General features: G+C 39.6%; 18 protein-coding genes and 2 pseudogenes. 7 read left to right on the top strand and 13 right to left on the bottom strand.

Going from position 1 to position 20,823, the window contains the following annotated elements; all coding sequences use genetic code 11:
* Nucleotides 1–575: 575 nt before the first annotated feature.
* Both X919_RS0107070 and X919_RS0107075 read right to left on the bottom strand, forming a co-directional pair.
* On the bottom strand, nucleotides 576–1,604 hold the full coding sequence (locus X919_RS0107070; RefSeq protein WP_155949697.1) for a hypothetical protein: 1,029 nt from the start codon (nucleotides 1,602–1,604) through the stop codon (nucleotides 576–578).
* A gap of 14 nt (nucleotides 1,605–1,618) precedes the next feature.
* The gene (locus X919_RS0107075) at nucleotides 1,619–3,052 is read right to left on the bottom strand and encodes a hypothetical protein (RefSeq protein ID WP_028899550.1); all 1,434 of its coding nucleotides are present in this window, start codon (nucleotides 3,050–3,052) and stop codon (nucleotides 1,619–1,621) included.
* Nucleotides 3,053–3,387: 335 nt separating this feature from the next.
* On the opposite strand from X919_RS0107075, the gene tnpA reads away from it, so the two are divergent.
* From tnpA to X919_RS0107110, 7 genes are all read left to right on the top strand, one after another.
* Nucleotides 3,388–4,323 carry a transposon Tn4555 protein TnpA gene (gene tnpA / locus X919_RS0107080; RefSeq protein WP_004292844.1) on the top strand — a complete coding sequence of 312 codons (936 nt, stop codon included), beginning with the start codon at nucleotides 3,388–3,390 and terminating at the stop codon, nucleotides 4,321–4,323.
* Between the two features lie 141 nt (nucleotides 4,324–4,464).
* Nucleotides 4,465–5,583 carry a tyrosine-type recombinase/integrase gene (locus tag X919_RS0107085; RefSeq protein ID WP_004338318.1) on the top strand — a complete coding sequence of 373 codons (1,119 nt, stop codon included), beginning with the start codon at nucleotides 4,465–4,467 and terminating at the stop codon, nucleotides 5,581–5,583.
* 247 nt (nucleotides 5,584–5,830) lie between these two features.
* Nucleotides 5,831–6,688: a transposon Tn4555 protein TnpC gene (gene tnpC / locus X919_RS0107090; protein WP_004339687.1), complete on the top strand. Its 858-nt coding sequence runs from the start codon at nucleotides 5,831–5,833 to the stop codon at nucleotides 6,686–6,688.
* Between the two features lie 199 nt (nucleotides 6,689–6,887).
* Nucleotides 6,888–7,262 (top strand): excisionase family DNA-binding protein, encoded by a 375-nt coding sequence (locus X919_RS0107095; protein ID WP_004338328.1) that lies wholly within the window; start codon nucleotides 6,888–6,890, stop codon nucleotides 7,260–7,262.
* A gap of 5 nt (nucleotides 7,263–7,267) precedes the next feature.
* Nucleotides 7,268–8,365, top strand: a complete 1,098-nt coding sequence (locus X919_RS0107100) for an AAA family ATPase (protein WP_004348225.1) — start codon at nucleotides 7,268–7,270, stop codon at nucleotides 8,363–8,365.
* Nucleotides 8,366–8,368: 3 nt separating this feature from the next.
* Nucleotides 8,369–9,484, top strand: a complete 1,116-nt coding sequence (locus X919_RS0107105; RefSeq protein WP_004292742.1) for a DUF6371 domain-containing protein — start codon at nucleotides 8,369–8,371, stop codon at nucleotides 9,482–9,484.
* A gap of 282 nt (nucleotides 9,485–9,766) precedes the next feature.
* Complete coding sequence (locus tag X919_RS0107110) at nucleotides 9,767–11,170, top strand: hypothetical protein (RefSeq protein WP_004292734.1); 1,404 nt, start codon at nucleotides 9,767–9,769, stop codon at nucleotides 11,168–11,170.
* A 92-nt stretch (nucleotides 11,171–11,262) separates the two neighbouring features.
* Here X919_RS0107110 and X919_RS0107115 read toward each other — a convergent pair whose 3' ends face one another.
* From X919_RS0107115 to X919_RS0107170, 11 genes and pseudogenes are all read right to left on the bottom strand, one after another.
* Nucleotides 11,263–12,228: a CfxA family broad-spectrum class A beta-lactamase gene (locus X919_RS0107115; protein WP_004339683.1), complete on the bottom strand. Its 966-nt coding sequence runs from the start codon at nucleotides 12,226–12,228 to the stop codon at nucleotides 11,263–11,265.
* 826 nt (nucleotides 12,229–13,054) lie between these two features.
* Nucleotides 13,055–13,948: a hypothetical protein gene (locus X919_RS0107120; protein ID WP_028899551.1), complete on the bottom strand. Its 894-nt coding sequence runs from the start codon at nucleotides 13,946–13,948 to the stop codon at nucleotides 13,055–13,057.
* A gap of 60 nt (nucleotides 13,949–14,008) precedes the next feature.
* Nucleotides 14,009–14,906: pseudogene (gene fic, locus X919_RS0107130) on the bottom strand (protein adenylyltransferase Fic).
* A complete protein-coding gene (locus X919_RS0107135) occupies nucleotides 14,899–15,105 on the bottom strand; it encodes a helix-turn-helix domain-containing protein (RefSeq protein ID WP_004362600.1) in 207 nt (68 codons plus the stop codon). Before X919_RS0107135 ends, fic begins: the two are co-directional and overlap by 8 nt.
* Before the next feature lie 99 nt (nucleotides 15,106–15,204).
* On the bottom strand, nucleotides 15,205–15,867 hold the full coding sequence (locus X919_RS0107140; protein ID WP_028899553.1) for a hypothetical protein: 663 nt from the start codon (nucleotides 15,865–15,867) through the stop codon (nucleotides 15,205–15,207).
* A 2-nt stretch (nucleotides 15,868–15,869) separates the two neighbouring features.
* Nucleotides 15,870–16,790: a relaxase/mobilization nuclease domain-containing protein gene (locus tag X919_RS0107145; protein ID WP_028899554.1), complete on the bottom strand. Its 921-nt coding sequence runs from the start codon at nucleotides 16,788–16,790 to the stop codon at nucleotides 15,870–15,872.
* Nucleotides 16,787–17,140: a plasmid mobilization protein gene (mobC, locus tag X919_RS0107150; protein ID WP_028899555.1), complete on the bottom strand. Its 354-nt coding sequence runs from the start codon at nucleotides 17,138–17,140 to the stop codon at nucleotides 16,787–16,789. Before mobC ends, X919_RS0107145 begins: the two co-directional genes overlap by 4 nt.
* A gap of 134 nt (nucleotides 17,141–17,274) precedes the next feature.
* Nucleotides 17,275–18,166 (bottom strand): annotated as a pseudogene (locus tag X919_RS15070) (toprim domain-containing protein).
* A gap of 218 nt (nucleotides 18,167–18,384) precedes the next feature.
* Entirely contained in the window at nucleotides 18,385–19,599 is a 1,215-nt protein-coding gene (locus X919_RS0107160) for a virulence-associated E family protein (protein ID WP_028899556.1), read from the bottom strand.
* 11 nt (nucleotides 19,600–19,610) lie between these two features.
* Nucleotides 19,611–19,967, bottom strand: a complete 357-nt coding sequence (locus tag X919_RS0107165) for a helix-turn-helix domain-containing protein (protein ID WP_028899557.1) — start codon at nucleotides 19,965–19,967, stop codon at nucleotides 19,611–19,613.
* A gap of 99 nt (nucleotides 19,968–20,066) precedes the next feature.
* Complete coding sequence (locus tag X919_RS0107170; RefSeq protein ID WP_028899558.1) at nucleotides 20,067–20,813, bottom strand: hypothetical protein; 747 nt, start codon at nucleotides 20,811–20,813, stop codon at nucleotides 20,067–20,069.
* Nucleotides 20,814–20,823: the final 10 nt, after the last annotated feature.

The following is a 20,823-nucleotide window of genomic DNA, read 5'->3' on the forward strand; positions in this document are numbered from 1 at the left end:
TAGATGTATAATAGCCTATAGATTTTTCATCTTTGTGACATTGCCTAATGCATGTTGAAGCCTTATGTAGCTACAAAAGTAATTATTCTTTTCGAGATATGTCGATTTTCTGTTTAGAAAAAACCTCGCTTGTATGGTAAACGCTTTCTGTAGAGAACAATAAAAAAATGGTTCTTGGAGTTTCTTTTGTGTTGTTGCAACGTTCTGCGGACGTTTTGAGCACACCCGAACATCATTACATTGTTGCAGAAACTCTTTGACACTCTCGAAGTCGTCATCCGCTTTTTTTAAGAATAGGGAACCACTTGTAGAAACAAAAAAGGATGCACCTACGAGAGGTACATCCTTTTTTTATCGTTGATGGATATCTTTACTTCACTTCTTCAAATATATCCTACGCTGATTATCAGTGTATTACATTCTTATGGTACAAAAATGTTTCCTCAATTTAAGTAGTATTGATTAGAAAACATCTTGTATGTTGGCACCATATCTTATCCGTATTCATTTTAACTATTGATATAAGCATCATAAAGTGTGATACATATGTTCTATTTTACCCCTTCTTGAAATAACTATACCATTTTATTAATTTGTTGAACAATATCTATAATATTATCAGGTAATTTATTATTCCAATTTACTTGCTTTTGTAAATCTCCAAGATCAAAAATCTCCTCTAATCTCTTTTCTAGCAAGCATATTTGTTCATACTCCTCATTATTTTTTTTCATCTCATCCATGATTAGAAATGAAAGATGATTAAACTTTGTATAGTTTTCCCTTGCTCTCCTTTGTGCAGCAAGAGTTTCCTCTTCAAGGTAATATGTTCCTGAATTGTCTTCATCAACATTGCTACTCCAATTATCATCAAAAAAGATTATTTCATTTTTAGATGGTAATAAATAATTTAAATAAGGATCTACTGTTTTCAAATTACAAATCTTAGTAATAATATAGTGGTCATCATGGCCTGGACGCCTTTTTAGATATTCCTCGCGACAGATTGTATACTCAGATATAAGCTTATCTACTTTCATTTTATCAATATATTCTAATGCTTGTTTAATGAATTGAGCCATATTAGTATAGTCAGTCCATCTCTTGTCTGATTTGTGTTGTAACTCATAAAATAGCTCATACGCAATATGTTCTTGACCACTCAATACACCTTCATGGATATATATTGTATCATTTTGTTTTATGGGCAATACAATACAAGCATGTCTTCCTTTTTCAAAATCAATATAAGGTATTCCTCCTACAAGATGCTCCCAAACAACATCATCATGATAGCCTAATCCTTCACGATATATTCCTCTATGATCATATAAAGTTTCTAATTCTCTTAAATCAATTATGTTAGTTGCATTATCTTCTTTCTTATGTACATCTACTAAAAATGTAACCATACAACCTTCAGCGAAGGTGAATTTTTCATTTTTATCAAATAAAAAATACTTTTTTTTATATATACCTTCTCCATCAAAAACCTTAACTTGTGATAAACCTAATATCACTCCCTTACTTTCTCCAATCTTACATGATACAATCTTTCCGATATGCATCCGTTTAAGACATGTACTAACTTCTATAAATCTCATAATTTAAGAATCGGCTATATATTTTGATTATACTTACTTATCAAATTGTCGAAAGGGATGAAGTCTTTGCTCTCCAATTGTTTATATTTTGAGTAATGTTCTATTAATCCCCTTATAGTGTCTAATACTATAGGAAAAAGTTCCTCTATTGAAAATAGATTTTTTAATGCTGCACGATTTTCTTTGAAATGTAAAGTTATCTCATGCACAATATAATCTATTATATTAGTTTCTTGGATGTCAGATTCCTCGTCAGGATCTTTAGAGATTGTATATATATTATCATTTTTCATTTCAACAAATGCATTAACATATTCTCTACCAACTTTTTCATCTGGATTAATTATAAGAGTCAAGGCATCTATTAATGAATAAGTCTGTTGTATAAAATCTCCAGAAAGTAATGCTAACATTTCTTTAGTTATAGTTTCCTCATTTATAGAAAAAGATAATAAGGAATATCTATCAATAAGTTGGCTTGGGGTAAATTGCATCCATTTTTGAGCATTAGGGTTTTCGTTAAAATAGTCTTTAAGAACTTTAAACATAATTTTATCCCAAGTCACAAACACGGGTTCTATTGGATGCACATCAATATCTTTGTCACCTAAAAAATCTAACATAATAGCATCATTTGTCAATGCAAAATTGGTCTTAGTTTTATTATTATATGCAAGAGTATTAGTTATTAGCTTAGATGAGCTTTCTATTTTGTATTCTTTTGGGATATCAATAACCTCTATTCCTAAATTCTCTAAAAAAAGAGATATTGTTTGATTTAACTTTGTATTATCATCATATATGCCAAATTTAAATTTAGACAAATACTCTTCATAAGAATAATCTATCAGTTCATGACTATAAAGATGCAAATAAAAATTATATAAAACATTGCGGGAGGTTCCCAAACTTGAAAATGACTGCAACTTCGAGAATGGTATAAAATTAAATGCCTCACGAATATGCGAATTTATCTCAAATAAATAGCGATTTGTAATATGCAATTTAATCTTATTTTTCTTGCAAAATTGACAAAAAACTTTAGACAATTTATAATAATAGCTTTTATAGTCATCTGTGTCTTGATAATAGTAACATAAAAGATATAAGGCTATTGTCGTATCAATATATACCTTTTTCTTCTCACGCGCATACTTCTCTAAGTCATCTATATTTACTTTTGAAGAAAATACGCATTCTGCACATATTTTCTGCATATACTTATTTTCGTCACATATACTGAATAATGATTTTAAAATACCTTTTGCTTTTGAAGAAGAAAGTTTTCCTTTATTTGTCAATAAAGACAAAGGGACATTATAATCTTCCCAATCCCTGGTATCTAAAGATTTTATTCGTTTATCAAATGTCGCGATATAAAATTCTTTTAATAACTTAAGAACATCATCAAGTAAAAATTTATGACTGTATTTATAACCATAGAACAACCAAAACTAATCAGAAATATCCGAGTGTAAATCTTTAATTACCAGCATATTCTAAAATTTAACACTTTTCGGTTGCCATTTGTCGCTTCCCAAATTTCCACATATTTTTGAGACGTATTTCTGACGTGGAGAATTTGCGGGGCTTGTTTTTTGTCACACCGTGCAGACAGTTGACAAGGGTTTACAACCGTTTACGACAAGCGACAATAACCGCCCCGATATGCGGAAACAGTCACACTGTGTAGAAAAGCGACAATGGTTGACTTCCGTTCACATCCGTTTACCATTTCAGAGATATAGGATTGAAGAAATGAACCATTAAACGATAAAACGGTATGAAAGCAACCAGAAAATGCAGTTTTTGCGGCAAGTCCTTTGTAACCCGAAGCGGTATGCAAAGATATTGCAGTGAGGCTTGTCAGGCAGAAGCCAAACGAGCCAGAGTGATGCAGAAGAACAACCTCTTCAAAGTCGCCCAACCCTTGATGGAGATACAGCATCAGGAGTATCTCACCTTTTCCAAAGCAGCCATCCTCATGGGCTGTTCCCGACAGTACATTTACAAACTTGTAGCCATCGGCAAGCTGAAAGCCTCACGCATCAGCAACCGCATGGCATTCATCCGCAGAGCCGACATCGAGCAGATGTTGGAGGGCAATCCCTATCACCGCATCCTGCCCGGCAACACCTCCACACCAAGGAAATCATCTTCATCTTCCTTACCTGCCAAAAGAGAAAAAAGGGAAAAGGAAAGCGAAGAAGTGTTGGACTTCTATTCGGGCGAGGAGGTGATGTCCCTTTTTAAGGTAAAGCAGTCATGGCTTTACACTTCCGCCAAGCGTAACCATATCCCCATCTGCCGTATCGCAGGAAAGAACTATTACAGCAAGAAGCATATTGACGAGTTTTTCGGTGTGGCAGTTGATATTAGCGAAATTACCGACTGGCTACTGACCGAGGAGGTGGAGGAACTGTTCGGCATGAAGCCGACCGCACTCCGTGCCTACACCTATCGCCATAAGATACCCACTAAAAGAGAGTACGGGCGTACCTATTACTCCAAATCACATTTGAACGAACTCCGCAGAACTGACCTTGTGAACGATGAACGCTACTATACCGTTGAGCAGGTGCAGCAAATCTATGGTCTTTCGTCAGCCAACATCTGCCATATCGTCAAGGTGAAGCACATCGAAAAGATAAAGGTGGGTGTGAAAAACCTGCTTTTGCGCTCAGATGTGGAGCGTGTCATGGCTGAAAGGAACAAATAACCGTGAAAAATCGGGATTATCGAAAATTATTTCAAAATGATGTATCGTGGAGGTATTCACGGATATTTCACGTTGTTCCTTTGCCATCGGAAACATGGATACAACTCCAAAATGTATACAACCAATTAAAACATAATTATTATGAGTAAATGCAAAACAGTTACCTTGCGTAAGCGCAAGATTAAGAACGGGACACAGTATTCACTATGCCTTGACTACTATCCCGGCTACCGTGACAATGTCACCATGAGAGTGATTACACGTGAAGCCTTAGGAATTTACATCTTCGCCAAACCTGCAAACCAGCAGGAACGGGACTTCAACGCACGCATGATGAAGAAAGCGGTCATCCTGCGCAACCAGCGCTACGAAGCCATTTTCAATGAAAACAACGGCTTTTTTGACAAGACCAAGATGAAGGGCGATTTCCTTGCCTATTTCAAAGGACTGGCTGACCGCAAGAATATCAAGTGGCAGCACGTATACAAGCATTTCCAGCGGTTCGTGAACGGCAAATGCACCTTTGAGGAGGTGGATGTGGATTTGTGCCGCAAGTTCATGGAATACCTGCTTGATGCACCCCAATCCATCCACACCAACCAAAAGCTGCACATCAACTCCGCAGCAGGCTATTGGTCAACTTTCCGTGCCGTGCTGCACACCGCTTACCGTGACAGGAAGATAAAGGAGAACCCAAACGGCTTCTTAGACCGCATCGAGTGCATTCCCACCATCAGGGAGCATTTGAGCCAAGAGGAACTGATACGGCTTGCCGAAACACCCTGTGAGGAGGAGGTCTTGAAAAAAGCTTTTCTTTTCGCCTGTCTTACGGGACTGAGAAAGAGCGACATCAGACAGCTCACGTGGCAGCAGATACAACCATACACCAACGGCAGGATGTTCGTTACCACCCGTATGCAGAAAACCAAAGAAATAGTGCATAACCCCATCAGTGATGAAGCCTATGGACTGCTGGGAGAACGGGGCGAGGGACTTATCTTTGAGGATTTCAAGGACAAGATGCTGCAAGGACCACTCCAACGGTGGCTCACGGCAGCAGGGATAACCAAGAAAATCACCTTTCACTGTACCCGCCACAGCTTCGGAAGCCTGCACGTGGAAATGGGAACGGACATGGCTGTCATCCAAGCCTATCTCGGACATAAGAACATTACCACCACACAAATCTATTCCAAGATAGCAGCGCAGCAGATGTGTCAGGTGGTGGACAAGATAACCTTGAAGCGCAAGGAGGCATAAATGTCTCACATTGACAGGTATTCAGAGGGGCGGTTATGGCTACAAGGCTATAATCGCCCCTCTATGTTTTTGGCTTGATGCCACCATTTATAAGCCCCTCAGAGTATGAAACAGAGTATGATATGATGACATTTCGTGAAATACATTGAAAAAGACCGTTCTAACCGCAAATAACGGGCAGTAATTGGGAAAAATAGCATTAACTTTGCACAAAATAATACAGGAACATTCAATCTCTCAACGAAATATGGAATCATCAATCAAGGACAAATACATCATCTTGGGCTTTGTCGGCTTCGCCATCGTCCTAATATCTTCCATTGCCACGCTGGTAATAGCGGACAGCTTCAACCAAGACAACTTTGTCAGGTGGATAGTATTCGTATGCTGTAACCTGTTGGGATGGTTGCTCTATCTCTCCTTTCAGACACTTATCTTTGATACATACGAAATCTACAAAATCAAGTTCGGCAAGAAAGAAACGATTGCCGAAGCCATAGAGGTGCAGGAAGAACTGTCACAAAATACACTTGAAGAAGCCACATCTGTGCCTGGACCTACATCAGTCCCTGAGCCTGTACCCGAATCATCCCCGACAAAAGAAGAGACACTTATCCAAACACAACCGATAGAGCTTACTATCGCCCCGGATCTTCACGAAAAGAACCGTGCCAATTACGCAAGCAGAGAGCAACGGGAAAAGGAAGAGCGCATCCGCATGGTCATGGAGTATTGCCATTATTACCTGCCTCGCATTGCCGACCAAGAAACCGTGAACCACATCTGTACTGAGGTGGACAAATGGATGAATCTTAACACTTATACCCCGAAGCCCATACAAAGACCGTTTACCAAAGACATCAACAACATTCCACTCCGTCACTTCGTATGGAATATCTCTGAGCGTTTCCTGTACAAGAGATACTACAATGGGGATAACCGTGCCAAGTTCATCAAAGCCCTTTTCCCGAAATCGTTTGCTGATACAGACTTATCAACCATCAAGAATTTCAAGGTAGAGCCGTTAAAGACGGAAATTCCCATTGATGAACCCGAAAACGGCAAACTTGATTTCCACTATCCCGAGGATTATGTGCGGAATTAGGATAATCACGACACCAACGACAACCATCCGGTAACTCATAACCGCCTGTTTTACATCGTTTCCCGAGTAATTTTACCCGTCATTTATGGCTGGGCTTAATTATTCGGGAATTATTTTGCAATGACGTGTCGTGGAGATATTCACGGATATATCATTTCAGTCCTTTGCGCCAAGTCTTACAAAAGAGACGAGTACGCGAATGGAAAAATCAATTCTTACCTTCAACGACCTCCCCGAGGTTGTCGCTCAGCTTCGAGACGAAGTGATGAGCCTGAAAAGCCTGCTCGCCGAGCAGCGCAGTGTGAACAATGCCAAAACGGTGGACACCCACGTGCCCATGTCTGTGGACGAGGCAGCAGAGTATTTAGGTATCCCTAAGGGTACGCTCTACATGAAACTGTCAGAAGGGACAATCCCTGCCACCAAGCCCGGCAAACGCTATTGCCTTTACCGTGACGAACTGGACAAGTGGCTGGAAACCGCCCGAAAGAATCCCATACCGTTGTCAGACGAGGAACTGAACAAGTCCTTATCCTCTTCCCACCGTCGCAAGCCCAACCCACGTAACTGGTGAATGATATGGAAGAGGATAAGAACTATATCAACCTGATACGTGGCGACCTCACAAAAGCATCCCAAGCGCATAACGGTATGCCCGACAGTGTAGGCATGATGAATATCAAGACGGCAAACCAAACCATTCTTGAAGCATCGTTATTGCCTACGCCCCGTGCGCTGTGGGACAGCTTTTGGTACGAGGGGGAACTCTCCTGCTTGTTTGCCGATTCCAACGTGGGCAAGTCCATCCTTGCCGTGCAGATAGCCGACCGCATCGCCCGAACCGACAATGTGCTGTATCTGGACTTTGAACTGTCCGAAAAGCAGTTCCAGCTCCGCTATACCAACGAGCATGGAGAGCTCTACACCTTTCCCGACAAACTCTATCGGGTGTCTATTGACTGCAACCAGCTTTTGGATGCCAACTTTGAGGAAGCTATCATAGGCGGCATTGAACAGATGGCTGTGCAGACCGACTGCAAGATTTTCATCATTGACAATCTTACCTACCTGTGTTGCGCCATGGAGAAAGGCGATGCCGCAGGACGGCTGATGATTCAGCTGAACAATCTCAAAAAGAGATATGCGCTCTCTATCCTTGTCCTAGCACATACGCCCAAACGCTCTTTGGATTGTCCCATCACATCCAACGACCTTGCCGGAAGCAAACGGCTCTACAATTTCTTTGACAGCGTGTTCACCATTGGAAAAAGTGCCCAAGACGGAGGGCTTCGCTATGTGAAGCAGCTTAAAGTGCGCTATGGCACGTTCTCTCATGATGCGGATAATGTAATCGTTTACGAGATTGACAAGGTGGATGCTTTCTTGCAGTTCGTGTTCAGGGGCTATTCCACGGAAAAGGAACACTTGAAAAAATTGGGCGACAATGAATCAAGCCAAAGGGATTGCCAAATTCTGCAACTCTCCCAATCGGGCAAGTCCGTCAGGGAGATAGCCTCACAGGTGAATTGTGGCAAGTCCACCGTAAACCGTATCATCCAGCGCAGCAAAGAGAGTAAAAACGCAGGTGTCCCAAGTGTCCCACTGTCCCAACCCTTAGAGTGTGGGACAATGGGACAGGATGGGACAGCCGACAATCAACCATCAAAAACGGACTAAGCTATGGGCAATTATTCATTACAGAAGTATAAAGGAACGGCAACACGGCATACCTGCCCCAAATGCGGAGACAGGCATTCTTTCGTCTATTACGTGGACGAAAATAATGTGCCGTTGCATCCATCGGTCGGCAGATGTAACCACGAAAGCGGTTGTGGGTATCACTACACTCCGAAAGAGTATTTTCAAGAGCATCCTGAACACAGAACTACCAATGATTTCTCTTTTGACAGGCAAAGAGCAGAGCAGAAGAAAGTGAAGCAGCAAAGTAAGCCGACAGCCATCGGCTATATTCCCCCTCACTATGTGGAGAAGTCGCAAAGCGAGCGTAGCAATTTCTTCCGTTTCCTCTTCACACTCCTTACTTCCTACTATGGCGACAAGGCGAAAGAGGTGTTGAAGCGGTTGTTGGAGGAATACCGTTTGGGGGCTACCCGTGACGGCTCTGTTATCTTTTGGCAGATAGACAGGACGGGCAAGGTACGCACGGGAAAGGTGATGCAGTACAATCCCGAAGACGGACACCGTATCAAGGGAGGACAGACATCGGCAGTGAACTGGATACACAGCATATTGAAAAAGCAGCGTGTGTTGGCAGAGGATTGGCAACTATCCCAATGCCTTTTCGGGGAACACTTGTTGAAAACGCATCCCGACAAGGTGGTGGTCTTGGTGGAATCCGAGAAGAGTGCCGTTATCGGTTCTGCTATCTTCCCCGATTATGTATGGCTGGCTACGGGTGGTAAGAGTCAGATGAGAGAAGAGAAACTCCGTGTACTGTCAGGGCGAACCGTGCTTCTCTTTCCCGATGCCGATGCTTATGCCGAGTGGAAACAGCGAGCCGAGAGCATGTACTTTTGTAAGGTGGTGGTTTCGGACATCATCGAAAGGAATGCCACCCCGAAACAAAAAGAAGCCCATATCGACATAGCCGATTGGATTATCTTTCAGATACGGGAGGGCAAGGTGATGAGTACAGCCAACCACTTGGTCGAGGCTGAGAGAATCCTCCAGCGGATGATAGAGAAGAATCCCGTCCTGCAAAAACTGATAGACGATTTAGACCTTGTGCTGGTCGGTGCATCTCCAATCGGCAACGATGATGAAAAACCTCCCTGACGGAGGAGAGCGGAAGCCGTAGGCTGGAGTTTGCAGACAATGGCTTGCCATTGATATAGCCCACTATAACTACACGCTCCGCTTACGTAGTTGTGGGCTCTCCCGAGGGGATTAGGGTTTTACCCTAATGACCCACTCAGGGCGTTTCTCCCCTGAGAACCCAGAGCAAAGAGTGACCCTCTCTTTGCAATCTCCGCTTATGGGTTGCACCCCTAAGAACCCCATGCGTTTACGGACAGCGGAAAAGCAAACAATAAAGTACAAACCAAAAAACAAGTATCTATGGCAACAAAATCAAGCATACATATCAAGCCCTGCAACATCGCATCGAGCGAGGCTCACAACAGGAGGACTGCCGAATACATGCGCCACATCGGAGAGTCCAGAATCTATGTCGTTCCTGAACTATCCACCGATAACGAACAGTGGATAAATCCCGACTTCGGCAGTCCGGATTTGCGGATGCATTATGACAATATCAGACAGATGGTAAAGGAAAAGACCGGACGTGCCATGCAGGAAAAGGAGCGTGAACGCAAAGGCAAGAACGGTAAAATAGTCAAGATTGCGGGATGCTCCCCCATACGTGAAGGAGTGCTGCTTGTCAGGTCGGACACCACACTGGCAGACGTGCGTAAATTCGGTGAGGAGTGTCAAAGACGCTGGGGAATCACACCGCTGCAAATCTTCCTGCACAAGGATGAAGGGCATTGGCTGAACGGTCAGCCGGAAGCGGAAGACAGGGAAAGCTTCAAAGTCGGGGACAGATGGTTCAAGCCGAACTATCATGCCCATATCGTTTTCGACTGGATGAACCACGAAACAGGAAAGAGCCGAAAGCTCAATGACGATGACATGATGCAGATGCAGACCCTTGCATCCGACATCCTGCTGATGGAACGCGGGCAGTCAAAGGCTGTCACTGGTAAGGAGCATCTGGAACGGAACGACTTTATCATTGAGAAGCAGAAAGCTGAACTGCAACGCATGGATGCAGCCAAACGGCACAAAGAAGAACAGATAAATCTTGCCGAGCAGGAACTGAAACAGGTGAAATCAGAAATACGCACTGACAAGTTAAAGAAGACAGCCACCACGGCAGCGACAGCCATAACTAGTGGAGTTGCTTCTCTTTTCGGGAGTGGAAAACTGAAAGAACTGGAACGTGCCAACGAAAAACTGCAAGACGAGGTTTCAAAACGGAACACCAATATTGAAAAATTGCAGAGCCAAGTACAGCAGATGCAGAAACAGCATGATACGCAAATCCACAATCTCAGAGAAATGCACAGGCAGGAACTTGACATGAAAGAAAAAGAACTGTCACGGCTCGCCAGAATCATAGACAAGGCTTTCAGGTGGTTTCCGATGTTCAGGGAAATGCTGCGCATGGAAAAGTTTTGTGCCATGCTGGGATTCTCTAAAGAAATGACTGAAAGTCTTATAGTCAAAAAAGAAGCCCTGAAATGTAGCGGTAAAATCTATTCCGAGCAACACAGGCGGAACTTTGATATAAAGGATGATATTTTAAGGGTGGAAAATGACCCTGACGATGAAAGCAGGCTGAACCTGACAATAAACAGGAAGCCGATTGCCGACTGGTTCAGGGAGCAATGGCACAGGCTTAGATATGGAGCAAGAGTGCCGCAACAGGAAGAAAGAAAAAGTAGAGGATTCAAATTATAATAGAAGCAATTTGATTAGTAATCTAAAAGCACTCCGATAACGATTAGAGTGCTTTTAGATTGTTTATCATTAATTATCAAAGCAAGTGCAGTTTAAGATTTTACTGAAGTTTGCATTAATAAAGAATATACTACAGCTGATATATGCGCAACATATTGTGACGCTTGTGATTCATTTCCCTTGAAATCCTTAACAAATACCGCTAAGGTATAACTGATATTATTAGGCAGACATATATAGGCAACATCATTGTGAGCTGCAAGAACACCATTTTCATTAACATAACCTGAACCTGTCTTATGCGCTATAACAACCCCTTCTTTATCAAGAAGTGGAGCTGCTATCCTATCTACACCTGTTTTGCATTCTTTTAACGTATTCTTAATGAAACTTTGTTTCTCATCATCGATAAGACCTTCAGTAAACAAACGATTCATCAACATTGCAGCACCAAGAGGAGATGTATAGTTAGAGTAAGCCTTGTTATGGTCAGCCGACATTTCCTCTTCCGTATAAGCTATCTGAAAACTTGAACGAGGAATGAGTGTGGCTATAAAACTATCTGTTTGAGCGACATTAACCATATCCTTAAACATAAGGTTGCTTGCATTGTTGTCACTCTGAGTAAGAGTATAACGCAGCAAATCTCTCACTGTCAATGATATGACTGGCCCTGAATAATCTTTCAGCATAGGACTCCAAGTCTTTGGGTCAAGTTTATCCCTATTTATATTTACTAAGGTATCAAGTGAAATTCCTTTATTGTCAAAGTCATTACAAAGAGCTAATGCCTGATGAACCTTAAACACACTCATCATAGGATAAACACTCTTATTATTGACCTTAACCGTATCTCTGTTATTAACAATAACCGCCACACCAATTTCGCCAGGACAAGCTGAGACAATTTGAGAAATGCTATCAGTCAAAACATTTGTTAAAGGAGGATTTGCGCTATCTTTTGTCGCTGATTTATGGAACAATGAAAATACCAAGATGAAAATGCAAACTAAAGCTATACTCAAAACTACGATTTGTTTTTTTCTGTTTTTTTCCATGTTTATATTATTTATATTTGTTTGACGAGAATATCTTTATTTGCCGACAAAGGTACATAACTTTACGGAAAAATATGTTTCTAAAATATATAAATAGACAGCTGTGGGGAAAATGTGGGGAAAAATTAGATAATTAAAAAGGCTAAATGACTGGAAATAATCACTTAGCCTTTTAATCCGTACCCAGACCCGTACTTCGTAATTGCTGCGCCCATCATTCAAGACTGTCAAATCGGGTCTTTCCTGTCAAGCCAATGATGCCTATGCGTATGCCAAACACATGGATTACGGATTTCTCGTTCCGTGAACAAACACTTTATCCGCAACTCTGCTATGTGGTGTATTGGCTTAACTCCATTTCTATGGGCAACACTTTTGTTGCAGATTTCAAGCAGCTTTTATCGAAATACCCATCAGTAAGAACTCGTTTATTAGGCTTTCCTCATAATTGGGAACAAGAGCCTTTGTGGAGATAAAATAATTGCCCTGTTTCTTAAAAAGCACTGGGGCAAACCAGCTCCGTCTTTAATTGTTTCCAATAAATGGATTGTTTCAAGCCCCTATAGAAAGAGAACAAAAATTCCTGTGTGAAAATTAATCTACGACAAGGAGCAAGCAAGGAGCAATATCAAACAAAAATCAATACCTTTGCAGTACATATGAGATAGACCAAAACAAAAGTGGAATATCGGAAACGAATAGCAAGGAAAAGAGAAGAAACGACCCAAGTTGATGTCCTTTTTGAGTTAATAATCAATAAAAGCGTTAAATCTTCACCTTTTAGAATGTGCAATTAAAAATAACAACCATATTTCTGACTTATTATCTATAAAATATTGAGTAATAATCGGTTGTAAATACCTATATTGTTTTCTTTTAGTATCGCTCCTATTTGATTTACAAAGTGACTCTCCTCAATATTAATTTGCTCATTTGTGTTAGAAATTTCCTTTCGGGTCGTTTCTGTTAGAGAATACATTTTACTTTTCTTATCATACAATATTTTCTGTTCTACATTATATAGATTTTGTAACAGTTTATTGTAAAACACATTATTCTCACTCGATTTAAAATTAGTAGTACAAGATTGCTCTATATCTTTGCTCGTCAAACTTGTGCGTATATAAAGTTCCTGTAAAATGTACGCTTTTACAATTTCCAATTTAATTTCAGAGGTCTTGCCGAAACTAACAAGGTCATAAATCAAATGATTTTTTTTACCATCTTCAAAAGAACTTGTTTTAAATTCACTTATATCTGATAAAGAGTAAATGCTCTTTTTAAGGTTAGCCAGATCTTCTGCTTCTTCTGCTATTTGATTAGCATCTATAATTTCCAGCTGTATTTCATAATCTTTCAAGGCCTCTCGCTTATAATCCCGCTTCAATTTATTAGTCAAAGGATAAGAGTAAAAGAAAAACAAAATATTTTTATACCCATCGTTGCAATTTTCCTTTGCTTTCTGTACATCCTTAAATATTTTGTCCTTCAATGCATTCTTTTCTTTTGCAGTACTAGATTTCTGAACAGTTAGCTGATACTGATACGTACAACCACTAGCATCTAAGACTTTCATATCTAATCCAATATCATCCTTACCATCCGTATTTATTACTCTATTATAAGAATACACCTCCTTTAAATACGATTTCACAACTCTATCAAACTCATGTTTTTCACATGAACCAAGAAGATGTATTAAACTCTTTTTCTGCGACATAATTATATTTTTTTTATAAATTTATTCATAGGATAAAATGGTCTATAAACTCCTACCTGCTTACTTATTCTGCTCATAATAATATGAATAGTCGATACCTTTCATAAACATTTCTTGGTCATTAATCTTGGTAGTGAGTGCAGGCAGTACCAAGGCTTTGATGTACGTGCTATCAGAAACACTCTCACGCATGGCGGTCAGATATTCATTTTTATCTATCTGACTCCAATCTACACACCGTTTGAGAGAAACGCTTCAGCATGAGGTCAAGCCAAATGCGAGTGCTACGACCGTTGCCTTCCATAAAAGGATGGGCTACGTTCATTTCGACATACTTGTCCATTATTTCGTCGAAGGTGTTTTCTGGCATTCTTTCAATCGTTTGTAGCGTAGCAGGGAAGTGCATACAATTAGCGAAAGTGAAACCTCCTTTGGATATATTCTTAGTTCGGATTTGTCCTGCAAAGTCATACAGTCCTCCAAAGAGATAAGCATGTATTTGCTGTAAACATTTGATTGTACCTGGGTCTACAGTCTTTAAGATACCACTTTCAAAAAGCTGATAAGCCTTTTTCTTGCTCTGTCCGTCAATAGTGTTGTCGCTGTAGGTAAACCAATCAAGAAATCCCATTGCCTTGACATTGGGTATTGCTTTTGCCAGTAGAACAACCCCTTCTCCATCCAACATATCTGTCAATCGTTGTTTTCCATCTGGAGCCTGTAGTTTAAACTGGTTAGTGGTACTAACCAGTTCGTTATTCTCCATCTTCAACTTAGTTTTAAGATACTTCCAATAGTTTCTCGCCTTCTGATAATCGTCTTGCTCGTTAATTGCAGCAATGATGTCCAGCACAGAGAACCACCACTTATTGCGTTCGTCATCCCACACCGTCCTAACTTCACGGTTGTTGAAAAAACGAATAGATTTTTTATGCTCTACCATAATAAAGTTACTCATCTGGGGTATTAATCAATTCCTTTGGATTAACCTGTAGGATCTCTGCTATCTGGAATAGCAATTCTAGGCTTGGCTGTCGACGATTGCAAACGTATGAGTTGACAATAGTGAAACTCTTACCGAGTTTCTCTGCAAGCCATGTTTGCTTAATCCCTTTCTCGATAAGCACCTCTTTAATTCTATTAGTTGGACTTTCCATAAATATTATATGATTGTTTGCAAATATAGTAAATTTTCTTGTATAAAATACTCAATAAGAGGGGAATTTTCCCTCTTATTAAAGTTTATATGTTCAACACTATTTATTTTTCTTATTTTGCAGGTTATTCTGCATCAAACTATCTGCCTTTTGCTTCAATTCCATGTCGTAATCATCGGCTTTTTCCTTGATTAGTTTGATAATCTTTTCATTGCGATGAATGTCAAACACATCGTTAAGCCATAGGATTTCCTTAGGGCTACAACCTCTCCATACTCTAATGATACGAAATTTCAAGGCATCATCTTTGTATTGTTGTTTGCTTTGCCACAAGAAGTAATTGCCGACCAAAGAAATAAAACAAAGGAAAGACACTGCTACCATAGTAGTAAAGACTCTTGACGATTTGATATCAAAGCTGTGCCTGTGAATATGTTCCTGCGGTATTGGATGCTCTTTCTTCTCCTGCCATTCGTGCAACATGGTCAAGACGCTTGCCGCCAATTTGTCTATGGATTTAGCTTCCTCGTCTTTGATGCGCACTTGCACACCAATATACTTGTTAATTACTTCTTTTGTTCGCTGTTCATACTGATTGAGCAATTCCTGTTCTTTCTGCTCATCACTTTGTGCTAGTGTAGATTGAACAGGGAGGGAAACAGAGCCGTTCTCCTTTTCTTTCAGTTCCTTTAGCTCCCTGTAAATTGTTTCCAGCTTGTTTTTGATTTCCTCAAAGAGGACAAATGTATTATTATCAGCCATAGTTATAAATGTATTTTACGTTTTTTCTTTTTCTTCTTTTTATCGAATGTGTTGTAAACCTCCGCAGGGACAGTACCATGAGTTTGAAACAAATCCAATCCTCCTTCTATGAGGTTGTTGGTAATTTCGCTCGTAACACTTGCAACATTGGATATGAGGTTTATCATTCCCTGTGTTTGCTGTTCGTGTTCCTTATTATTCTGTTGCAGAGCAAAGTCTATCTTGGGATAACTGAACCCCCTATCCACTTTTGAGCCATTGAAATGATAACTGTTCTTTTCAAAGATAATTCCCTGCACCTCCTGTGAGTTGCCTTTATACTTAAAACGGACACCAATATCCTGCTTTTCCAAACGACTAAGGAGAGTTGTCCAATCCCTGCACCGAGCTATTTCTGCTTTCAATGCCTGATAGATTTCATATTTGGTCTTATCGGGTTCTTTCAAGCGATACTCTTTGACTTTCTCCTTGCCCTCGGCAAAGTATAAACCGTATTTGGCGGTCAGTTCCTTGCAAATCTTCTCACTTCTGAATCTGTCATTACAGTCAGAGATAGTCTTGCCGTTATTATCTATTCGGTTGAAAGCTATATGCACATGAGGGTGCTCTTTGTCAAAGTGGCGCCCAACGATGTATTGCGTATCTTTTATTCCCATCTTCTCCATATACTCACGAGCCATCTGTACCATGAACTCGTTGCTTAATCTGGAAGAATCCTGCACAGAGAAACTCAGAGAGATATGTCCGACAACTTTTCTCACTCTTGGATTCAGTTCCGTTTGGTCAATAAAGCTCAGAACAATATGGTTGATACTGTCTGTTCTCACTCCAGAACTATCAATGAGTTTTGTTCCTTTCTTCGGGTGAAGGATGTAATTGATAACACCCTTGAAGCCCGAACCTTTCATAATTTTGGCTATCATCTTCGTATCAGATTTAATATTTCATCTATCTTGCTAATGATGATTTTATGGAAAGGAGCAATGGTATGAAATCCTTCCGCATTGGCACGATGTGCCAACTGATTGAGATTATTTGCCATGCCGCACAGCTTACGGATGAAGTCAGCTTGCTCTATGGTCAGTCGTTCAATGACATTTCCTTTATCAAGAACTTTTCTTACAAACTCACTTATGGTTACTCCTGCACTTTTGGCTTTGCCTTTGAGCGTATAGTAATCCTGCGTATTCAGTTTCACCGTGATACGGTATTTCTTCTTTTCGGCTACGCCCTTGGTTGGACGACCTCCTTTTTTATATTCTGTTTTTATCATACTTTTTTTGATTTGATGGAGACCAGCGGGATAATCCTCTGCACCGAGTGGCAGGAGGTGGAGCAAGTGGTTTTGGTATGCCCAAAACATAAACTTGCTCCCCGAAAATAGATTATGCGAAGCATATCCCATAGTTATAGTCTTATTCCTTTGATTTTCTTATTTTCTGCTTTCTCTGAATGCTTGAATTCAGCACATAAATACTCATTTAGGTCTTTATAATTTTGGAAGACGAAAGAGCAGTCTTGAACAGCAAAATCATCTCTTTTAAGTTGTTCTAAAGCTCGCTTTCCTCCTTCATCATTATCTAAATATGAACAGATGAGTTTGTGCTTTGAAAGGAAAAATATTGACTTTTTGATATTATTAATCGAGTTAAGTATCAGTGCAGCTTTCTTCTCTTCCTCTGGACTCATCGTAAGCAGACTAAGATAATCCATAAAACCTTCAAACAGATTGATTTGTTCTGAGGGATTGGGAACATACGACACATCGGAAGGAGACAAACACCCTTTGAAGTATGGATTGCGCAACGCATACCCATAAGAATTATTTGGAAATCCTATTGCGTAAAAACTCCTATCCACCAATTCTATAATGGATTTCCCTACAATATTTTTTCGCAATGTTCAGATTGATTCCTCTATGTGTGAAATATTCTATGAGATTCGGATGACATAAGTTGGTAGAGCCAATAACCTCTATACGTGATTGGTTTGGAGAAATTGTTTTGCTATTAGCTATGGAGAATTTGGGTAGGTTATTTTGTTTGCCATTAAACAACTCTATAGCTTGTATTAAACTGCAATTATGTAATTTCATAACTAAATCTATAAGACTCCCACCTTCATCAAGTGCAAAGTCATACCATAGATTTTGGTTATAATCAACTTTGAAACTTGGAGTATGTTCATTTCGGAATGGACTTTTATACATTCCGTAATAGCCATAATTCTTTATAGGGTATATAGACATACTACCTAAGTAATCTTTAATTGATATTGCTTTAATTTCATCTATTGTCATACTTGTAACTTTTAAGTTTAGTACTTACTACAATGTGATATTCTTGTAAGTCATTGACAATGAAAGAAAAATATGTAGTACTAACTATCTTTGTAGTAATCATTGCACATGTATATGGTCGGTTGGTAGTAATGAGGTAGTAATACCTTATATCATTATTTACTACGGTATAACCTTTTTTCTTTCAATGCTTTATCTCTCTTTGTAGTAAAGTAGTATTAATAATTAGTATTGTAACTTTGAATAAAGGGATTTGGAACAATCTTGCGTATATGGTAAACATACATTGGATTGCCACCTATCCTTTTGGATTTCCGTAAGAAACCAGCCTTTTTCAAGGCTTCTCCCATTCTCCTTTCACTTAGGTTAAGCGTTGTATATCCACGCAAATAGTTTAAGATTTCAGAAGTGGTCATATAACTTTCTTCGGTTGCTGCTGGCTTTTCCATGCCTTTAAGAAGCATTTCATACTCAACAGTCTGCACTTGAAACCCTTCGCTCTCTTGGTGTAGTTCAGCTATTTCCTCTTCATTGAACCAATAATGATAGTCAACTCTCCACAATTCAACTGCCTCAGAGTACACCTTGTTGATATTAATCCCTTTAGCTGCGTCAATATCAATGTGTTCAACTTCAAAAGGTAGAAAGCGACGACTTCCTGTCGGATCTGTTAGAAAATCATTACCATTAACAGATGCCATAAAGCTTGCCAGATGTGGATACTCTTCGATGTAAGTGTCGTATGGTCTACGATATTTTACTCTTGGTGTCGTTATCAGATTCTTCAATTCATTTTCATCTCTCTTATTGAGTGCCTTTAGCTGGTCGTCAATATTGATAAAAAGGTATTCCGCAATCAGTGTTTGTACATCTTTTCCTTGTGGGTCAATCTTTCCTGTGAAAAGATAACTCTTCAGTTCTTCTGGACAAAGTAAATCAAGGAAAGTTGTTTTGAATTTTCCTTGTTCACCTGTAAGAACTAAACATGTATGATTACGACACTGTAAATCATCCATAGCATTGGCTACGACAGCAACCAACCATTTTACAAAGTAGTGTTTCCATTTATCAGGATTTCTCACCACAACACAATTTGCCAACCTTATGATTTCAGATTCATCTTCACCTTTAGGCTTTGGAAGATTCAACAAATACTCACGAATCGGGTTAACTTTATTGCAAAAGTCGCTCTCCAATATTGCTCGAATATTATCTGCTGGAGTATATATTCCCAAAGTCCCATCTACCAGCCGACGCATAGAGTTAATATCATATTTAGTAAGAGGACGGAATGAAGTATTAGAATCTTGTTCTCGAAACTCTGTTCTACTTTTAACTGTATTAAAACGAAAAGCATAATGTTCTTTCAAGAATTGTTCTATGCGTTCATTCTTAGATTGCTTGGCTCGCCCTTCAGTTCTTTCCTTTTCCATAATGCATATAGTTATAAAAGGGAAGAATCAGAATGCTTTTCAGAGATAAAAGCTTTTGCCTCCTCGTTGATTTCGGCAACAGTCTTTTTCTTACCTCCTTCAATCCATGCCAACAACTCATCTTCAAAAAAATAGAGATGCTTACCATTCTTATAACAAGGTAGTGAGCGTTTACGTACTAAGGTGTAAACCGTGGGTTTGGCTTTCCCTATAAGTTTACACGCATCATCTATTCCAATAGGAATACGTTTGGGAGAGACAATAGGGGGTTGTCCTTTACATACTAAATTCTTGATTTCAGCAACTTCGCTGACTAAGTGAGCAACTGCCTTTGGCAAGTTCTCAAAAGTGATTTCATTTTGTACCATAATACTTGTTATTGATTTTTACGGTGCAAATGAAAAAAGTGTTTCCTCTGTGTCCTAAGACACTGAAGAAACACTATAAAAACACAATAGGTTTGTGTGTTATTCTGTTATTTGGTGGTCTGAAAGGCTTTGTACAATGGGTATAGTGCCTTTCTTCTCGTCATCACGGAGATGACTTTTTATACTTCCAACTTCTACATCTTTGAATGTGGTGGCAAAAACCTGCTTAAGGAACTGCGAAATTTCATCTTGTTTGCCAACTTTAAAATGATTCCATATATTCCAACCAAAATGAAACAGGTCTAAGGCAACTAAACCTTTGATATTAATTGATTCAACGTGTGATAAGGGAAGCTTAGCGGAGTACAACTCTATATATTCACAAAGCTTGAGCAAATCTTTATCTGAAACATAAGGTGCGAATTGCTGTTGAGTATATTTAATAGCTATCGTACGTCTATCCTGTTCCTTTTGGTCCATTATCTTTTGTTGCTGTTGCCGAATTGAGTCAAAGTCCATTGATTGTTGCTGTTGTTCGGAAGATGAACCGCCAACACCGTCTACTACTTGTCCAGCCTCAGCGTCGGATGCTTTATCATTTGTTTTATCTTCTTGTTTCTTTGGAAAGAAAAACTTGACTAATGCCGTAAATAGTCCCTCTACCAAAATAGACAATATAGAATAAATGATGATGCCTATGGCAACAACACTCCAAAAGACTATTTGTGCAGTAAATTCATCAACCCCTAAACGTAAGGCAACCACTCTTGCGAACAACGCAATGATGACACAAACAACAAGAACAGACAAATATACTACGATATGTTCAAAATATTTGGTATTCATATTATATTGT

Source organism: Prevotella sp. HJM029, assembly GCF_000599605.1.
In the GTDB taxonomy this organism is placed as follows: domain Bacteria; phylum Bacteroidota; class Bacteroidia; order Bacteroidales; family Bacteroidaceae; genus Prevotella.

Coding starts and splice junctions, on each gene's coding strand:
- X919_RS0107170 (WP_028899558.1), bottom strand. CDS start 20,813: ATGAATACCAAATATTTTGAACATATCGTAGTATATTTGTCTGTTCTT.
- X919_RS0107115 (WP_004339683.1), bottom strand. CDS start 12,228: ATGGAAAAAAACAGAAAAAAACAAATCGTAGTTTTGAGTATAGCTTTA.
- X919_RS0107165 (WP_028899557.1), bottom strand. CDS start 19,967: ATGGTACAAAATGAAATCACTTTTGAGAACTTGCCAAAGGCAGTTGCT.
- X919_RS0107120 (WP_028899551.1), bottom strand. CDS start 13,948: ATGTCGCAGAAAAAGAGTTTAATACATCTTCTTGGTTCATGTGAAAAA.
- mobC (WP_028899555.1), bottom strand. CDS start 17,140: ATGATAAAAACAGAATATAAAAAAGGAGGTCGTCCAACCAAGGGCGTA.
- X919_RS0107140 (WP_028899553.1), bottom strand. CDS start 15,867: ATGGCTGATAATAATACATTTGTCCTCTTTGAGGAAATCAAAAACAAG.
- X919_RS0107105 (WP_004292742.1), top strand. CDS start 8,369: ATGGGCAATTATTCATTACAGAAGTATAAAGGAACGGCAACACGGCAT.
- X919_RS0107160 (WP_028899556.1), bottom strand. CDS start 19,599: ATGGAAAAGGAAAGAACTGAAGGGCGAGCCAAGCAATCTAAGAATGAA.
- X919_RS0107085 (WP_004338318.1), top strand. CDS start 4,465: ATGAGTAAATGCAAAACAGTTACCTTGCGTAAGCGCAAGATTAAGAAC.
- X919_RS0107095 (WP_004338328.1), top strand. CDS start 6,888: ATGGAAAAATCAATTCTTACCTTCAACGACCTCCCCGAGGTTGTCGCT.
- X919_RS0107110 (WP_004292734.1), top strand. CDS start 9,767: ATGGCAACAAAATCAAGCATACATATCAAGCCCTGCAACATCGCATCG.
- tnpC (WP_004339687.1), top strand. CDS start 5,831: ATGGAATCATCAATCAAGGACAAATACATCATCTTGGGCTTTGTCGGC.
- X919_RS0107135 (WP_004362600.1), bottom strand. CDS start 15,105: ATGGAAAGTCCAACTAATAGAATTAAAGAGGTGCTTATCGAGAAAGGG.
- X919_RS0107100 (WP_004348225.1), top strand. CDS start 7,268: ATGGAAGAGGATAAGAACTATATCAACCTGATACGTGGCGACCTCACA.
- tnpA (WP_004292844.1), top strand. CDS start 3,388: ATGAAAGCAACCAGAAAATGCAGTTTTTGCGGCAAGTCCTTTGTAACC.
- X919_RS0107145 (WP_028899554.1), bottom strand. CDS start 16,790: ATGATAGCCAAAATTATGAAAGGTTCGGGCTTCAAGGGTGTTATCAAT.
- X919_RS0107070 (WP_155949697.1), bottom strand. CDS start 1,604: ATGAGATTTATAGAAGTTAGTACATGTCTTAAACGGATGCATATCGGA.